Genomic DNA, 16,667 nt, shown 5'->3' on the forward strand with positions numbered 1-16,667 from the left:
CCCGGCTCGGCGTCGCGACATTTCATGTCGCGCCTTGTCCGGGACACGAGATTGGAGCGAGTGCAAACACGCTCGTGCCCCGGACGCAGCGCAGCACTTCTTCAGTGATGCGCTGCAGAGCCGGGGCCCATGCGCGTGGTTACCTCGACTACACCGCCATCTTCCGGTGCAGCACCGGCGCACCGGTGGTGAGGCTTTCGGCCGCATCGATGATGGCGTTGGCATCGATGCCGTAGTGCCGATAAAGGTCCGCGATGCTGCCGGTCTGGCCGAACTGCTCGACGCCGAGAGCCTCGACGCGGTGGCCACGGACGCTGCCGAGCCAGCCGAGCGCGGACGGGTGGCCGTCGATCACGGTCACGATGCCGCAGTCACGCGGCAGCGGCGCCAGCAGCTTTTCGATGTGGCTGAGATGCTGCACGCCGCGGCGGTCGCGCCGCAACTTTCGCGCGGCGGTCCACCCGGCGTGGAGACGGTCGGCCGAGGTGATCGCAAGCAGCCCGATATCGCGACGGCTCTCGCCGATGAAGCCGGTGGCCTCGATCGCTTCCGGCGCGACTGCGCCGGTATAGGCGATCACGACTTCGGCATTCGGGCCCGGCTTGCGCAACCAATAAGCACCGTCGGTGATGCCCTGCCTCAGCTCCGGCGTCATGATCCGCTGCGCCTGCTCGATGCTGCGCGTGGAAAGCCGCAAATACACAGAACCGCCCTCGCCGGGATCGCGCTGCATGTGCTCAAAGCCGAAAGCCATGATCACGGCGAGCTCGTCGACAAAGGCCGGCTCGAATGAGGCGAGGCCGTCCTGCGCCATGCCGATCAAGGGCGTCGCGATCGACTGGTGCGCGCCGCCCTCCGGCGCGAGCGTGATGCCCGACGGCGTCGCCGCCACCATGAAGCGGGCATCCTGGTAGCAGGCATAGTTCAGCGCATCGAGGCCGCGTTCGATGAAGGGATCGTAGAGCGTGCCGACCGGCAGCAGCCGCTCGCCGTTGATCTGGTGCGACAAGCCGAGCGCGGAGAGCATGATGAACAGGTTCATCTCGGCAATACCGAGCTCGAGATGCTGGCCCCTGGGCGAGGCGTCCCAGTTGTAGGTCGAGGGAATTTTCTCGCTGCGGAATAAATCCGCCTTTTCGGCGCGCGCGAACAGCCCGCGGCGGTTGACCCAGGGGCCGAGATTGGTCGAGACCGTGACGTCGGGCGAGGTCGTGACGATGCGCTTTGCCAGCTCGCCGTCGCTGCGCGCGATCTCGTTGAGGACGAGGCCAAAGCCCTGCTGGGTCGACATCTGCGGCGACGGCTTGAAGGCGAGCTGCTGGGGCACCTCGACGACGGGCGCCGTCAGCCGGCGGCCGTCCCGGTTGAACGGCACCCGCGCGAGGAACGCTTCCAGTTCGGCCGCATCCTGCGTCAGCCCTTCGAACTTGTCCCATTCGTGTCCGGGCCGGATGTTCTGGCTGTCGCGGTACTTCTCCATCTGCGCGACGGTCATCAGGCCGGCATGGTTGTCCTTGTGGCCCTGGAAAGGCAGGCCGACGCCCTTGATGGTGTAGGCGATGAAGCAGACCGGACGATCGTGATCGATCGCGTCGAATGCCTCCAGCATGCTCGCCATGTCATGGCCGCCGAGATTCGACATCAGCGCGAGCAGTTCCTCGTCGCTGCGCCTGTCGATTAACTTGGTGATGGGGCCCTGGTCGCCGATCTCGTCGTGCAGATGCTTGCGGAAGGCCGCGCCGCCCTGAAAGCACAGTGCCGCGTAAAGCGCGTTCGGGCAGTTGTCGATCCAGCGCTTCAAGGCTTCGCCGCCTGGCTCCGCGAACGCCTCGCGCATCAAACGGCCATATTTCACGATCACCACGTCCCAGCCGAAATTGCGGAACATGGTCTCGAACTTTTCCCAAAGACCTTCGCGCACGACGGCATCGAGCGACTGGCGGTTATAGTCGACCACCCACCAGGTGTTGCGCAGGCCGTGCTTCCAGCCCTCCGCGAGCGCCTCGAAGATGTTGCCCTCGTCCATTTCGGCATCGCCGACAAGCGCAATCATCCGCCCTTCGCGGCGGTCCTTCATCCAGCCATGCGCCTTGACGTAGTCCTGCACCAGCGAAGAGAACAGCGTCTGCGCGACGCCGAGGCCGACCGAGCCGGTGGAGAAATCGACGTCGTCGACGTCCTTGGTGCGCGACGGATAGGACTGCGCGCCCTTGAAGCCGCGAAAATTCTCCAGCTTCTCGCGGGTCTGGCGGCCGAACAGATACTGGATGGCGTGGAACACCGGGCTCGCATGCGGCTTCACCGCGACGCGGTCCTCGGGGCGCAGCACGTGGAAGTACAGCGCGGACATGATGGTCGCGAGCGAGGCGGAGGAGGCCTGGTGGCCGCCGACCTTGAGGCCGTCCGCATTGGCGCGGATGTGGTTGGCGTGGTGGATGGTCCAGGACGACAGCCACAGTGCCTTGCGGGCGAGCGCGGTCAGGGTGTCGAGGCGAGCAGGGTCAACGGGCATGGCGATGCTCCGGGAAATAAGCACTGATCATACGCCCGCGGGCCGCGCCAAACTTCTCAATTTTTCGCGCCATACCGGCCGATATTGGGATATTTTACCAATCAGACGCCTCCTGACCCAGGTCCCTTCCCAATGCCAGAGCTCGACGCCATCGACCGGAAAATCCTCAGCCATCTCCAGAACGACAGCCGGATGACCATGCAGGAGCTTGCCGACAAGGTCGGGCTCTCAGTCTCGCCCTGCCATCGCCGGGTCAGGCTGCTGGAGGAACGCGGCGTCATCAGCCGCTACATCGCGACCGTGGACCAGAAGGCGCTCGGCCTGCATGTCAGCGTCTTCATCTCGATCAAGCTGGCGCGGCAGAAGGAGGAGGACCTCAACCGCTTCGCCCGCGCGATCTCGAAATGGGACGAGGTCCTGGAGTGCTATCTGATGACCGGCAACCGCGACTATCTGCTCCGCGTGGTGGCGGCCGACCTCGCCTCCTACGAGACGTTCCTCAAGACCAAGCTGACCCGGCTCGACGGCATCGCCTCGATCGAGTCGAGCTTTGCGCTCAGCCAGGTGAAATATTCGATCGCGCTGCCGGTGTGACCTGCGTCAGCGGGATCCCACGTTGTCACATGGTCGCAACAAACCCCGCCGATGGTCGTTGTGACTGGTATTCGAGCCGAGAGAAGCACCCATGACCGCAGCCGATCGCAAATCCGAGATCTCCAAGCGCGCCCGCATCATCCAGGAAATGGCCGACGATCTCGACGAGGAACTGGAGATGGAGCTGGATGATACCCGTCTCGACGAGCTCCTCGACGAGGCCGGAACACTGAAACCGACGGTCGATCGCAGGCTCTATTTCCGGGAACTGCTTCGCCTCCAGGGCGAGCTCGTCAAGCTCCAGGACTGGGTGCAGAGCGAGAAGAAGAAGGTCGTGGTGCTGTTCGAGGGCCGCGACTCCGCCGGCAAGGGCGGCGTGATCAAGCGCATCACCCAGCGCCTCAATCCCCGCATCTGCCGCGTCGCGGCGCTTCCGGCGCCGAACGAGCGCGAGCGCACGCAATGGTATTTCCAGCGCTACGTCGCGCACCTGCCGGCCGGCGGCGAGATCGTGCTGTTCGATCGTAGCTGGTACAATCGCGCCGGCGTCGAGCGCGTGATGGGCTTCTGCTCGGAGGACGAATATCAGGAGTTCTTCAAGACAGTGCCGGAGTTCGAGCGCATGCTGATCCGCTCCGGCATCATCCTGGTCAAGTACTGGTTCTCGATCACCGACGACGAGCAGCAATTCCGCTTCACGATGCGCATCAAGGATCCCCTGAAGCAGTGGAAGCTGAGCCCGATGGACGTGGAGTCACGCAGTCGCTGGGAGGCTTACACCAAGGCCAAGGAGACGATGCTGGAGCACACGCATCTGCCGGATAGCCCGTGGTGGATCGTCGATGCCGTGGACAAGAAGCGCGCCCGGCTCAACTGCATCGCACATCTATTGACTCAGATCCCGTACCAGGAGGTCGTGCGGGCTCCGGTGACGCTGCCGCCGCGCGTGCGCAATCCCGACTATCAGCGAGGGCCGGTCCCGCCGGAGATGTACGTGCCGGCGAAATATTGAGCGAGATCTCGTAGGGTGGGTTAGACGGGCTGATGCGCGCAGCGCATTTGCTCGGCGTAACCCACCTCTTCTGTCTCCGCCGCAAGAGAAGTGGTGGGTTACGCCGTGCGAACTGCGCTTCGCGCAGTCGTAGGGCTAACCCACCCTACAGCACCCTGCCCAGTTGCTATCGCCACGGCTGCACGATGATCTTGGTATGCATCTCGGGATTGGCGAGATCGGCGAATGCTTTGGCGACTCCGTCGATGCCGACTTCGGCGGTCACCATCGCGGCCGCATCCATCTGCCCTTCCGCGATCAGGCGCAATGAGCTTGCGAATTCGTCCGGCGTGTAGCCGAGCACGTACTGGACGCTCAGCTCCTTCATGATGCCGAGCATGGGCTCGCTTTTGTCGGTCTCCATGCAGACGCCGACCACGACGATGCGTGCATCGCGCGGCGCGCCTTCGAACACCTGCTGCAGCAGGCCGGGCACGCCGACACATTCGAAGATGATCGCCGGCTTCAGCGCCGGCAGCATCGCCTGGAACGGCGGGCGCGCCGCCTTCTCCGCCTCCGACATCCGCGCGTGCTCGGCCCAGGTCGCATAGGGCTGCGACACCCTCGGGTCCACGACGATGTCGGCACCGAGCCTGGCGGCGAGCGCGCGGCGCGCCGGCGAATAGTCGGCGGCGACGATCGGGTGCAAGCCCCTAAGCTTCAGCGCGGCGATCACCGCGAGGCCGACCGGGCCGCAGCCGATCACGAGCGGCACCTCGCCGCCGCTGATGTTGGCTTTCGCCACGGCGTGGACGCCGACCGCCAGCGGCTCGGTGAGCGCGGCATGCTCGGGCGCAAGCCCGTTGGGCACCTCAAGCAGCAGCGCTTCGCTGAGCAGCATCGCCTCGGCATAGCCGCCGACATTGTCGTTGGAATAGCCGATGCCCTCGATGCCCTCAGGCGTCAGCAGCGCCGGCAGCGAGCAGACGCGGGTGCCGGGCTTGAGCTTGCGTTCGGTGCCGGTGCCGTAGTCGACGACCTCGCAGCAGAACTCGTGGCCGAACACGACGTCACGGGAGAGGTCCATCGGCTTGCGCCCGACCTTCCGTGCCATCTCCACCATGCGATGGGCGTGCTGGCGCGCATGCAGGTCGGAGCCGCAGATGCCGCAGGCGAGCGTCCTGACCAGCACCTGGCCGGGCCCCGGCTTCGGCTCGGCGATCCGGTCGACGACGATCTCTCCGTTCCTGAAAATCGCGGCCCGCATCCGGCTCCTCCCATATTGTTTGGAGCGCTGATACCACAAAGCACGAGGAGCGAACTTGCGTCAGGCGTTCGGGGAACGCTCCTCCAGCACCAGGAGCTGGGCGCGGCGGACACGCTCGCGATGGGCGATGTAGAGGCCACTGGCCACGATGAAGGCCGCGCCGGTGATGGTGAAGACATCGGGCACTTCGCCGAAGATGAAGAAGCCCAGAATGCTGACCCAGAGCAGCTGCGTGTAGGAGAACGGCGCCAGCACCGAGGCATCGCCGTAGCGATAGGCGAGCACGACGATCCACTGGCCCGCGGTCGAGGCGACGCCGATGAAGATGCCGAGCGCGATCGCGGTCCAGGATGGCGTAACCCAGACGAACGGCACCAGCGCGGTCAGGATCGCAAGGCCCGTCAGCGAGGAATAGGCCATGGTGGTGACGACGGCTTCCCGCCCGCTCATCATGCGCGTCAGGATCAACGTGCCGGCCCAGCACGCGGCTGAGACCAACGGAAAGACTGCGGCGGGGTGAAATGCGCTGGTGCCCGGGCGCAGGATGATCAGCACGCCGATAAGGCCGAGCGCGGTGGCAAGCCAGCGGCGCATGCCGACCTTCTCGCCGAGGAAGACGATCGAGAGCGCGGTGACGAACAGCGGCGCAACGAAGCCGGTGGCCGATGCCTCCGCGATCGGCAGGAAGCCGAGACCCGTGATGAAGAACAGCGAGGAGCCGAGCAGCGCCGCCCCGCGCATCACGTGCAGGCCGGGACGCTTGGTCCGCATCGCATAGAACGGCGAGGCCGGCAGCATCACCGGCGTGAACAGCAGCGTGAAGGTGAGGAAGCGGATCCAGGTGATCTCGATCGACGGCAGGCTGGTCGAGAGATATTTCGCAGTGACGTCGGAGCAGCCGAGAAACACCGTCGAGAGCAGGATCAGCGCAATGCCCTTGAAGGGATGATCGACGCGCGCAGGCGCGCGGCGAGCCTGCTGCTTCTTCTCCGGTGCGGGCATGGGAATACTGTCGAGCCTTGCGGCTGCGGCGGGCGGCGGTGTCACGGCTGGAACCCGGGCAAAATGCGAATCGAGAACGGCCGTAAAAAACGACAAATGCGCCCCGTTCACAACTTCCGAAAACAGGATGCCGATATGCGCGAGCCGCCGCGCGCGTCAATGCTCCGTTAACATTGCCAATTGTGCACTACAGCATGGGCAGGCCGCGCGGCTTCGGCCCGCGGGGAAACGCCGCGTCCAGCGCGGCAATCTCGTCCTTCGTCAGCACGAGGTCGCCTGCCGCCGCATTCTCGCCGGCATGTTCCGCAGACGAGGCTTTCGGTATAGCGAACACCGTAGTCGCACGGGTGAGAAAGCTCAGCGCGACCTGACGCGGTGTCGCGCGGCGCGTCTCCGCGATGCGCGCCAGCACCGCGCCGCCCTTGCTGCTGCTCGCCGGGAAATCGTCATGACCGAACGGCGAGTAGGCGACGACGGCGACATTGTGCCGCTCGCACCACGGGATCACCTCATGCTCGATCGCGCGCTCCTTCAGATGATAGAGTACCTGGTTGCAGGCGATCCGGCTCTCGCCTGCGACTTCGAGAATCTCGTCGAGATCGTCGGCATCGAAATTGGAGACGCCCCAGGATTTGATCTTGCCTGATTGCACCAGTTCCTCGAACGCAGCGACGGTGTCCTCCAGTGGATAAGAGCCGCGCCAATGCAGGAGATAGCAGTCGAGCCGGTCGGTCTTGAGCCGCTTCAGCGAGCGCTCGCAGGCCGCTATGGTTCCGCGGCGCGAGGCGTTGCTCGGCAGCACTTTCGAAACGAGAAACACCTCGTCGCGACGGCCCGCAATCGCATCCGCGATGACGAGTTCAGCATCGCCATACATTTCGGCGGTGTCGATATGGGTCATGCCGAGATCAAGCCCGCGCTGAAGCGCCGCGATTGCGCGCTTGCGATCGCCGTGGTCGAGATACCAGGTGCCTTGCCCGATGACGGAGACGTTGGCGCCGGTCTGGCCGAAGGGATGTGTGTTCATGTTATTCCCTCAGAGGCTCTAGAGATCACTGATGTCGGCAACCAGCACGCTGCCCGTCGCCGACTCCGTGATATAGAGCCGATCCTTCTTTGCGCCACCGATCGCGACATTGGTGCAGTTCGGCCCCGCGCAGGACTTGATCCGCGCGATCAGTTCGCCGTTCGGCGCGAACACGAAGACATGGCCGAGCGAGGCATGACCGACGAACAGGCGGCCCTTGGCATCCATGGTCATGCCGTCAGGACCGCTGGTGCCGAACAGCGAGCAGAAGCGGCCGACCTTGGACACGCTGCCGTCCTTCATGAAGGGCAACCGCCACACCGCGTTGTCGCGCGTCATCGCGACGAACAGCACGGTCTCGGTCGGGTCGAGCACGAGACCATTCGGGCTGATGCCGGTATCGATCAGGCAATCGAGCCGGCCGTTCGACGCGAGACGATAGACCCGGCCGCTGGGGTCGTGCAGGCCGGTCTGGCCCTGATCGGTGAAATAGACGTCACCATTGCTGGCGAGGTGGAGATCGTTGCAGCCGCGGAACGATTCCGAATTGCGCGCCGTCAGCACCGGCTTGATCCGCCCGGCATTCGCGTCAAGCTCCATGATGCCGTGCATGTAGTCAGCGACCAGGATGCGGCAGTCGGATGCGATCTTCAGCCCGTTCGGCCAGCCCTCGTATTCGGCGACCTGCGACCACTCGCCGTCACGCGCGATACGGAAGATGCGGCCGAAGGGAATGTCGACAACATAGAGGTTGCCATCCTTGTCGAATGAAGGACCTTCGATGAAGCTGTCGGTGGCAATGCCCGGCCGGTTGGCATCGGCCCAATCCGTCCGCACGCCCTTGCGGCGGAACTTATCGGGCATGACGGAGAAGATCGCGGTCTCGATCAGGCGCGGCGGCGTTTCCAGGTACATCATTGCTGTTATGGCTGCTGAGGTGGAAGCCGCGGCAACATAGGGCACAATGGCGGGCGCGTCGATTGGCGCGGGCGGCATGGCTGCGTGCCAGCCCATACCACTCTCGTGTCCCGGACGCGCTGCAACGCGCAAGCGTTGCGGCGCAGAGCCGGGACCCAACAGAAGCCACGCAACTCGGCGTAGCATGGGCCCCGGCTCTGCAGCGCACCGTCGGAGAGACGCTGCGCTGCGTCCGGGGCACGAGATCGTAGTTTTGGCACACACCTGCATCCAAACCGTCATTGCGAGCGCAGCAAAGCAATCCAGACTATCTTCGCGGAAAGACCCTGGATTGCTTTGCTGCGCTCGCAATGACGCTGGAGAGAGCCAGCCCTACCCCGCCGCGCCCACGACCTTGGCCGGCTTCATCGGCGCTTCGGTCGTCGCAATCAGGCGCTTCATCTCGGGGATGCAGGAGCCGCAATTAGTACCGGCCTTGAGCCTGGCGCCGATCTCGGCGGCGGTGCGGGCGCCGCCTGCGATTGTGTCGCAGATGGTGCCGCGGCCGACGCCGAAGCAGGCGCAGACGATCGGCCCGGTCGACGCGGCGCCCTCTATCGACTTGCCGGACAGCAGCATACGGCGCTGCTCGTCGGTCACCTGGTCGGCGGCGAATGCGCTTTTCACCACCTCCCAATCGCCGGCATCGTGCGCGGGTCCGACGAACAGGCAGGTCTCGATGCGGTCGCCTGCGAACGAGGCGGCGCGATAGACCCCGCCGCCGAAGTCGCGATACTCGGCAACATCCTCTCCGGCGACGTTCTCGAGCCAGGCGGGCCAGCGCGAAAGATCGCCGTTGTCCGCGAAGAGATAGCCGAAGCCACCGGCGACCGTGACGCGGGTCCACAACAGGTTCTCCGGCAGGTCGATCTGGTTTCGCGACAGCGCGAAGCCGCGGAAGACGAATTCGTAAGGAGCGATCGCGGCCGGCGTCGCCTTCGCCTCCGGCTGGCCCGAGAACGGATCGGTGAAGGACTGCACCAGCGCGCCGACGCGGCCGTGCGAGGTATTCATCGCGCTCCAGTGGATCGGCACGAACAGGGTGCCGCGCTGCTGCCGGTCGCTGACGACGGCCTTCAGGATGCACTTGCCATGATCGGTGGTGATGCGGGCATAGCTGTCATGGGCGATGCCGTATTTGCTGGCGTCATCGGGATGAATCTCGACGAAGGGCTCCGGCAAATGCGCGCCCAGGCGCTGGCTGAGACCCGTGCGTGTCATGGTGTGCCACTGGTCGCGGATGCGCCCGGTGTTGAGCCGCAAGGGGCGCGACGGTCCGGTCTCGCCGCGTAGCGCCGGCACCTCCGGCGCGACGAAGCGGCCCTTGCCGTCATTGGTGAAGAACCCGCCGCTCGCAAAGAAGCGCTCGCCGGGCCTCTGCCCCTCGCGCGCGGGCCATTGCACCGGCTCCAAGGCGTCGAACGCTTCGTCGGACACCGAACTCAGCGCGCCGATGTCGAAATCACGGCTGCCATTGTTCTCGAAGGCCGAGAGTGCGGCATGCTCACGAAAGATATCGGCGGCGGATTTGTAGTTGAAGCTGTCGCCGAAACCGAAACGTTTTGCGATCTCGCTGAGAATCCACCAATCAGGGCGCGCCTCGCCCGGCGCCGGCAGGAAGGCGCGCTGGCGCGAGATACGCCGCTCGGAATTGGTCACGGTGCCCGACTTCTCGCCCCAGGCCAGCGCCGGCAGCAACACATGCGGGCCGGCCGCGACGGTGTCGTTGGAGAGCACGTTCTCGGAGACCACGAACAGCTCGAGCTTCTTCAGGGCATCGCGGACCATGTCGGCATCGGGCAGCGACACTGCGGGGTTGGTACCCATCACCCAGAGCGCCTTGATCTCGCCGCGGTTGATGGCCTCGAACAACTGTACCGCCTTCAGCCCCTCATGGGTGGCGATGCGCGGCGCCTTCCAGAACCGCCTGACGCGATCGATGTCGGGCGGCGTGAAACCCATATGGGCGGCAAGCATATTGGCGAGGCCGCCGACCTCGCGGCCGCCCATCGCATTGGGCTGGCCGGTGAGCGAGAACGGCGCGGAACCGGGCTTGCCGATTCGCCCCGTCGCAAGATGGCAGTTCAGGATGGCGTTGACCTTGTCGGTGCCCTGCGCCGACTGGTTGACCCCTTGCGAATAGAGCGTGACGACCTTTTCGGTGTCACGGAACATCCTGAAGAAGGAGGCGACGTCCTGCTCGGAGAGGCCCGTGGCAAGCGCCGTCGCAGTGACACTGCCGGCGATGTTGCGCGCACGCGCCAGCGCGTCGTCGTATCCGCTGGTGTTCTGCGCGATGTAGTCCCGATCGAGTGCGCCATTGTCGGCGAGATGGACGAAGAGGCCGGAGAACAGCGCCGTGTCGGTGCCGGGCTTGAGGCCGAGGAACAGATCGACATCGCCGGCGGTGTCGGTACGGCGCGGGTCGATCACGACCATGCGCGCGCCGCGCTCCCCACGGTTCTTCAGCATGCGCTGGAACAGCACGGGATGGCACCAGGCCGCATTCGAGCCGACGAAGACGAGCAGGTCGGCCTGGTCGAGATCCTCGTAGCAGCCGGGCACGGTGTCGGCGCCGAAGGCGCGGCGATGGCCCGCAACTGAAGAGGACATGCAGAGCCGCGAATTGGTGTCGACATTCGCCGTGCCGACAAACCCCTTCATCAGCTTGTTGGCGACGTAATAGTCCTCGGTGAGGAGCTGGCCGGAGAGATAGAAGGCGACCGCGTCGGCGCCGTCGCGCGCCACGATGTGCTGCATGCGATGGGCGACATGATCGAGCGCATCGCTCCAGGCGACGCGCTCCAACACGCCCTTGCAGCGGATCATCGGGTAGAGCAGCCGGCCTTCGAGCCCGACGGTCTCGCCGAGCGCCGAGCCCTTCGAGCACAGCCGGCCGAAATTGGCGGGATGATCGGTATCGCCGGCGATTGCTGCACCACCCTTGCCGTCGGGCGTCGCCAGCACGCCGCAGCCGACGCCGCAATAGGGACAGGTGGTCTTGGTGGTGCGGAGATTTGGATCGATCGCCGTCATGTCACGCCGCTTTCGAAGGCTGCGCCAGCGCGCGGCCGAACATCATGTCCGTACGGATCGCCGCGACCTTGTCGCGATTGCGGATCAGCTCGAGGTACCAGAGCGCATCGACGGTATCGCCGATCAGCACGGCGCCGGTGAGCCGGCCGTCGGCGATCACGAGCTTCTTGTAGGTGCCGCGGCTGCGGTCCGACAGCACGAGGCTCTCGCTGCCCTCCCCGCCCATGAAGTCGCCGGCGGAGAACACGCTGACGCCGGAGACCTTCAGATTGGTCGAGACGACGCTGCCCTGATAGACGGAGGGACGGCCGGAAAGATGCCGTGCCAGCACGCGCGCCTGCTCATAAGCGGGTTCGACAAGGCCATAGCAGGTGCCGCGATGCTCGGCGCATTCGCCGAGCGCGAAGATGTCGGCCGAGGAGGTCTGCATGACGTCATTGACGACGACGCCGCGGTTGACCGCGATCCCCGCCTCTTTCGCCAGCGCGACGTTCGGCTTGATGCCGGCGGCGAAGATCACCGCATCGGCCTCGATGCGGCGGCCGTCGGCGAGTTCGACAGCCTCGACATGACCCTCGCCATGAATGCACTCCGTGCTGGCGTTGAGCAGGATGCGGATGCCCTTGCGCTCGACCAGCGTCTTGAGCAGGTCGGCGGCGGGCGGATCGAGCTGGCGCTCCATCAGCCGGTCCATCAGATGCAGCAGCGTCACGGGGGCACCGGCCTTGGCGAGGCCGTAGGCCGCCTCGAGCCCGAGCAGGCCGCCGCCGACCACCACGACGCGCTTCTTCGCCGCGGCCAGCGTCAGCAGCAGGTCGACGTCGCGGGTGTCGCGAAAGGTGTGCACGCCGGCGAGATCGGCCCCCGGCACGTTGAGCCGCAGCGGCGTCGATCCCGTGGCGAGCACGAGCTTGGAATATTCCATGCTCTCCTCGCCTGCGATCTTCAGCTCGCGGCGGCCGGTATCGATCTCGGTGACACGATAGCCGTAGCGCACCGTGACGCCGCGATGGCGCCACCACTCGGCCGGCCGCAGTTCGATCTCGTGCGAGCCGGTCTCGCCCGCCAGCACGGAGGAGAGCAGCACGCGGTTGTAAGCGAGCCGCGGCTCTTCGCCGATCACGGCGACCGCATAGCGGCCGAGCGCGGTCCTGGCGAGCTCGTCGACCAGACGCGCGGCCGCCATACCGTTACCGACGATGACCAGCGGTTCACTCACGACGCAACTCCTATTCGGCGGCCTGCGCTTGTGCGCCATAGGCCTCGGATATCATGTAGCCGGACAACACGCCGTAGGTGTCGGTCCAGGCCTTGGCGAGATCTGGCGTCCAGGCTTCGCCAAGACCCTTCTCCAGGGTCCACAGCAAGGTCGCGCCGACCACAGGGTAGTGCTCGGCCTTGGCGCCGTAGGCGACGTGTCGCTTGGCGAGGGCGGAGGCCGCGGGAAGAATCGACTCGAGGTTCGACAGGCCTCCGACCACGGCGGCGAGCATGCCCATCAGCTTCTTGCGCTGCTCGGTCATGTCCTCGGGAAACATCGCGCGCACGGACGGCGCCACCTCGAACAGGCGATCGTAGAACAGCACCGCGGCCTGCTCGGATATCGGCGCGACCTTGGAGAAGCTCTGCTGAATGAGAGTAATCTGTTCTGGCGTCATGATGTTCTCCTGTCTGTTTCGGTCTGCCTTCGTCCGCGCCATTGCGGAAAAAGTTCATGGGTCAAACGTCATCAGAGAACTTCTCCCCGCGTACGGGGAGAAGCGACATTCGTGCCAAGTACTATCTTCTGAGCATGATCTAGTCGGAAAACCGCTTCACACTTTTCCGGATCATGCTCTACACCCGCGCTTCGGCGAGGCTCGGCGCGCCTTCACCCTGCGGGCTGCGACGCAGGTAGAACCACCAGGTCAGAGCGAGGCACGAGGCGTAGAAGGCGAGATAGATCGCGAGCGCGAGCTGCGGCCCTCCGGTCATGGCGATCGACTTGCCGAAGCCGCTGGGGATCAGGTAGCCGCCGACGGCACCGATCGCGCCGATGAAGCCGACCGCCGCGCCGCTTTCGATGCTCGCGGTCTTCATCGCGGCCGCACGCGCGACATCGCCCTTGCCGCGCACCTTGAACAGGTTCTCTTCGCGGAAGATCGAGGGGATCATGCGGTAGGTCGAGCCGTTGCCGATGCCCGTCGTCACGAACAGGATCAGGAACATCGACAGGAAGCCGATGAAATCCTTCTGCCCGACGAAGTAGAGCACGCCGACCGTGGCGCCCGCCATCGCGATGAAGTTCCAGAAGGTGATGATGGAGCCGCCGACCCGGTCTGCGAGCCAGCCGCCGAGCGGACGCGACAGCGAGCCGACAAGCGGGCCGAGGAAGGCGATCGAGATCGTCACGGTGGGGAATTGCGTCTTGATCAGAAGCGGAAACGCGGCGGAATAGCCGATGAAAGACCCGAACGTGCCGATGTAGAGATACGCCATGATCCAGGTGTGCTTGCGCTTGACGATCGCAAGCTGGTTCTTCACCGACGATTTCGCCGTGGTGAGATTGTTCATGAAGAACACCGCGCCAAACACCGCGATCGCGATCGGCAGCACCCACATGAGTCCGGCATTCTGCAGGAAGATGCCGTCGACGGGCGTTGCCTGGAACAGGTTGAAGATAGCGAACGTCATCAGGATCGGGGTCAAGAGCTGCACGCTGGAGACACCGATATTGCCGCCGGCCGCGTTGAGGCCGAGCGCCCATCCCTTCATCCGGTCGGGGAAGAAGAAGGAGATGTTGGTCATGCTGGAGGCGAAATTGCCGCCGCCGAGACCCGCGGTCGAGGCGACCAGCAGCATCAGCCAGAACGGCGTGTCGGGCTGGCTCACGAAATAGGCGAGCGACAAGGTCGGAATGAACAGGATCGCCGCGCTGAAGATGGTCCAGTTACGGCCGCCGAACGTCGTCACTGCGAAAGTGTAGGGAAAGCGCATCAAGGCGCCGATCAGCCCCGGCACGGCGACGAGCTGGAACAGCTGGTCGGTGGTGTAGTGGAAGCCGGCCTGCGGCAGCTTGGTCGTGACGATGCTCCAGATCAGCCAGACCGAGAAGCCGATATGCTCGGCTACGATCGACCAGATCAGGTTGCGCCGCGCGATCGTCTTGCCGGTCGCGTTCCAGAACGCCTCATCCTCGGGGCGCCAGTCAGAAATCCAAGTGGGACTCTTCGTCATTGCATATCCCTTCCAGTCTCACCGCTGCGTCGTTGCAGGCTCAGCCTCCAGACAGGGAGGCGCGCTCCGAGGCTTCACCCCGGTGGCGAGTTCACGATGCTGATTGATGATGTTGAGGGACGTCGTCGTTGGCGTCGCGCAAATGCGCTTCAATTTCCGTGCCAGTTGCGCGCATCCTGGAAACGCAGGGATTTCAGGATGTTGTTCGTCTCGCCCGAAATGTTCGCAGGGCTTATTCGCACGCTTGGTTTGCGATTCGCTCAATCCTTGTGCGACGCACAAGGATTGAGCGAGATGACGATTATTTGGGCGCGCACGTGTGGTCGCGTTGAACTCTTCGTTTACGCGGCCTCGACGAAGCGGTGGCGCTCGTAGAGGAATTCGAGCACGCGCTGACGGCACTTCAGATAGGTGGTGTTGGTCGCGAGCTCGAGCCGCTTGCGCGGCCGCGCCAGCGGCACCTCCAGCACCTCGCCGATGCGCGCGCTCGGCCCGTTGGTCATCATGACGATGCGGTCGGACAACAACACGGCCTCGTCGACGTCGTGGGTGATCATCAGGATGGTGTTGCCGAGCTTTTGATGCAGCGCCATCACCGAGTCCTGCAAATGCGCGCGGGTCAGCGCGTCGAGCGCGCCGAACGGCTCGTCGAGCAGCAGCACCTTCGGCTCCATGGCCAGCGCCCGCGCGATGCCGACGCGCTGCTTCATGCCGCCGGAGATCTCCGAAGGACGCTTGTCCCTGGCATGGGCCATCTGCACCAGGTTGAGATTGTGCATCACCCAGGCGTCGCGCTCGGCGCGGGACTTGGTCCTGGCAAAGACCTTGTCGACGCCGAGCCTGACGTTCTCGTAGACGGTCAGCCACGGCAGCAGGCTGTGATTCTGGAACACCACGGCGCGATCCGGCCCCGGCGAGTTCACCTCGCGGTTTTCCAGCAGCACGCCACCCGTGGTGGCGCCGGTCAGCCCCGCGATGATGTTGAGCAGGGTCGACTTGCCGCAGCCGGAATGGCCGATGATCGAAACGTACTCGCCCTTCTCGATCGTGAGGTTGATGTCCTTCAGCACCTCCGTGGTGGCGGCGCCGCGGGTGAAGACCTTGTCGATGTGGTCGAGCTTCAGATAAGCGGTCATGTCCCCTCTCCTCAGTTCTGCGCGGTACCGTGGGTGACGAACTTGCCGAGCCCCGCGATCAGGCGATCCAGCACGAAGCCGATGATGCCGACATAGAACAGCGCCAGGATGATCTCGCTGATATGCGAGGAGTTCCAGGCGTCCCAAATGAAGAAGCCGATGCCGACGCCGCCAATCAGCATTTCCGCCGCAACGATCGCAAGCCACGACAGGCCGATGCCGATGCGAAGGCCGGTGAAGATGTAGGGCGCCGCCGCCGGGATCATGATCTTTGCGAAGAATTCGAGCGGATTGAGCTGCACCACCGCGGCGACGTTGCGATAGTCCTGCGGGATGTTGCGGATGCCGACCGCGGTGTTGATGATGATCGGCCAGATCGACGTGATGAAGATGACGAAGATCGCCGAAGGCTGGCCGTCGCGGAAGGCCGCGAGCGAGAGCGGCAGCCAGGCCAGCGGCGGAATCGTGCGCAGCACCTGGAACAGCGGATCGAGCCCGCGCATGGCCCAGACCGACTGCCCGACCAGCACGCCGAGCCCGATGCCGGCAATGGCCGACAGCGAGTAGCCGAAGGCGACGCGCTGGAGACTGGCGGACAGATGCCAGAACAGCCCCTTGTCGATGCCTCCGTTGTCGAAGAACGGATCGAAGATCAGCTCCTTGGTATCACTGAAAACTTTCGACGGCGGCGGCAGCGCCGAGCCGGCGCGGCGGCAGATCAGCTCCCATATCAGCGTCAGCAGCGCGATCACGACCAGCGGCGGAATCACGCGCACGGCCGTCTCCCGGACCATGCGAGCGTAAGCCTCAGTGCGCGGGGGACGCTTCGGCGTCAGCGCGACGACTGGCGCAACCGTTGCGGCGGGCGTCGCGGTCTCAACCTCGATCTTGGTGGCAGTCATGTTCATCGCAATATCTCTCCGGCTCCG

The 16,667-nt window shown here is 64.8% G+C and carries 13 protein-coding genes; 2 read left to right on the forward strand and 11 right to left on the reverse strand.

All coding sequences use genetic code 11. The annotated features are described in order from the left end of the window. Positions 1–148: 148 nt before the first annotated feature. Positions 149–2,512, reverse strand: coding sequence for a transketolase (locus IVB23_RS09465; RefSeq protein WP_197967037.1), 2,364 nt, complete (start codon positions 2,510–2,512; stop codon positions 149–151). A gap of 132 nt (positions 2,513–2,644) precedes the next feature. On the opposite strand from IVB23_RS09465, the gene IVB23_RS09470 reads away from it, so the two are divergent. Together IVB23_RS09470 and ppk2 are read left to right on the forward strand one after the other, a co-directional pair. Beyond that, on the forward strand, positions 2,645–3,106 hold the full coding sequence (locus IVB23_RS09470) for an Lrp/AsnC family transcriptional regulator (RefSeq protein ID WP_061878226.1): 462 nt from the start codon (positions 2,645–2,647) through the stop codon (positions 3,104–3,106). A 91-nt stretch (positions 3,107–3,197) separates the two neighbouring features. Next, positions 3,198–4,118, forward strand: coding sequence for a polyphosphate kinase 2 (ppk2, locus tag IVB23_RS09475; RefSeq protein WP_197967036.1), 921 nt, complete (start codon positions 3,198–3,200; stop codon positions 4,116–4,118). Positions 4,119–4,284: 166 nt separating this feature from the next. Here ppk2 and IVB23_RS09480 read toward each other — a convergent pair whose 3' ends face one another. The 10 genes from IVB23_RS09480 to ntrB all read right to left on the reverse strand — a co-directional run bounded on the left by IVB23_RS09480 (position 4,285) and on the right by ntrB (position 16,646). Then, entirely contained in the window at positions 4,285–5,364 is a 1,080-nt protein-coding gene (locus IVB23_RS09480) for a zinc-binding dehydrogenase (protein WP_247803335.1), read from the reverse strand. Positions 5,365–5,424: 60 nt separating this feature from the next. Beyond that, the gene (locus IVB23_RS09485) at positions 5,425–6,366 is read right to left on the reverse strand and encodes a DMT family transporter (protein ID WP_061878229.1); all 942 of its coding nucleotides are present in this window, start codon (positions 6,364–6,366) and stop codon (positions 5,425–5,427) included. A gap of 187 nt (positions 6,367–6,553) precedes the next feature. Further along, positions 6,554–7,393, reverse strand: coding sequence for an aldo/keto reductase (locus IVB23_RS09490; RefSeq protein ID WP_247803336.1), 840 nt, complete (start codon positions 7,391–7,393; stop codon positions 6,554–6,556). Positions 7,394–7,411: 18 nt separating this feature from the next. Continuing rightward, complete coding sequence (locus IVB23_RS09495; RefSeq protein ID WP_247804805.1) at positions 7,412–8,308, reverse strand: SMP-30/gluconolactonase/LRE family protein; 897 nt, start codon at positions 8,306–8,308, stop codon at positions 7,412–7,414. Between the two features lie 375 nt (positions 8,309–8,683). After that, positions 8,684–11,386 carry a nitrate reductase gene (locus tag IVB23_RS09500; RefSeq protein ID WP_247803337.1) on the reverse strand — a complete coding sequence of 901 codons (2,703 nt, stop codon included), beginning with the start codon at positions 11,384–11,386 and terminating at the stop codon, positions 8,684–8,686. Position 11,387: 1 nt separating this feature from the next. Continuing rightward, positions 11,388–12,605 carry an FAD-dependent oxidoreductase gene (locus tag IVB23_RS09505; RefSeq protein ID WP_247803338.1) on the reverse strand — a complete coding sequence of 406 codons (1,218 nt, stop codon included), beginning with the start codon at positions 12,603–12,605 and terminating at the stop codon, positions 11,388–11,390. 10 nt (positions 12,606–12,615) lie between these two features. Further along, positions 12,616–13,044 carry a globin family protein gene (locus IVB23_RS09510; protein ID WP_061878665.1) on the reverse strand — a complete coding sequence of 143 codons (429 nt, stop codon included), beginning with the start codon at positions 13,042–13,044 and terminating at the stop codon, positions 12,616–12,618. Between the two features lie 178 nt (positions 13,045–13,222). Then, positions 13,223–14,602, reverse strand: a complete 1,380-nt coding sequence (locus IVB23_RS09515; RefSeq protein ID WP_247803339.1) for an MFS transporter — start codon at positions 14,600–14,602, stop codon at positions 13,223–13,225. A gap of 341 nt (positions 14,603–14,943) precedes the next feature. Continuing rightward, a complete protein-coding gene (locus IVB23_RS09520; protein WP_061878235.1) occupies positions 14,944–15,738 on the reverse strand; it encodes an ABC transporter ATP-binding protein in 795 nt (264 codons plus the stop codon). Between the two features lie 11 nt (positions 15,739–15,749). Continuing rightward, complete coding sequence (ntrB, locus tag IVB23_RS09525) at positions 15,750–16,646, reverse strand: nitrate ABC transporter permease (RefSeq protein WP_061878236.1); 897 nt, start codon at positions 16,644–16,646, stop codon at positions 15,750–15,752. Between the last annotated feature and the right edge of the window lie 21 nt (positions 16,647–16,667).

The organism is Bradyrhizobium sp. 191 (genome assembly GCF_023100985.1).
Classification (GTDB): domain Bacteria; phylum Pseudomonadota; class Alphaproteobacteria; order Rhizobiales; family Xanthobacteraceae; genus Bradyrhizobium; species Bradyrhizobium diversitatis.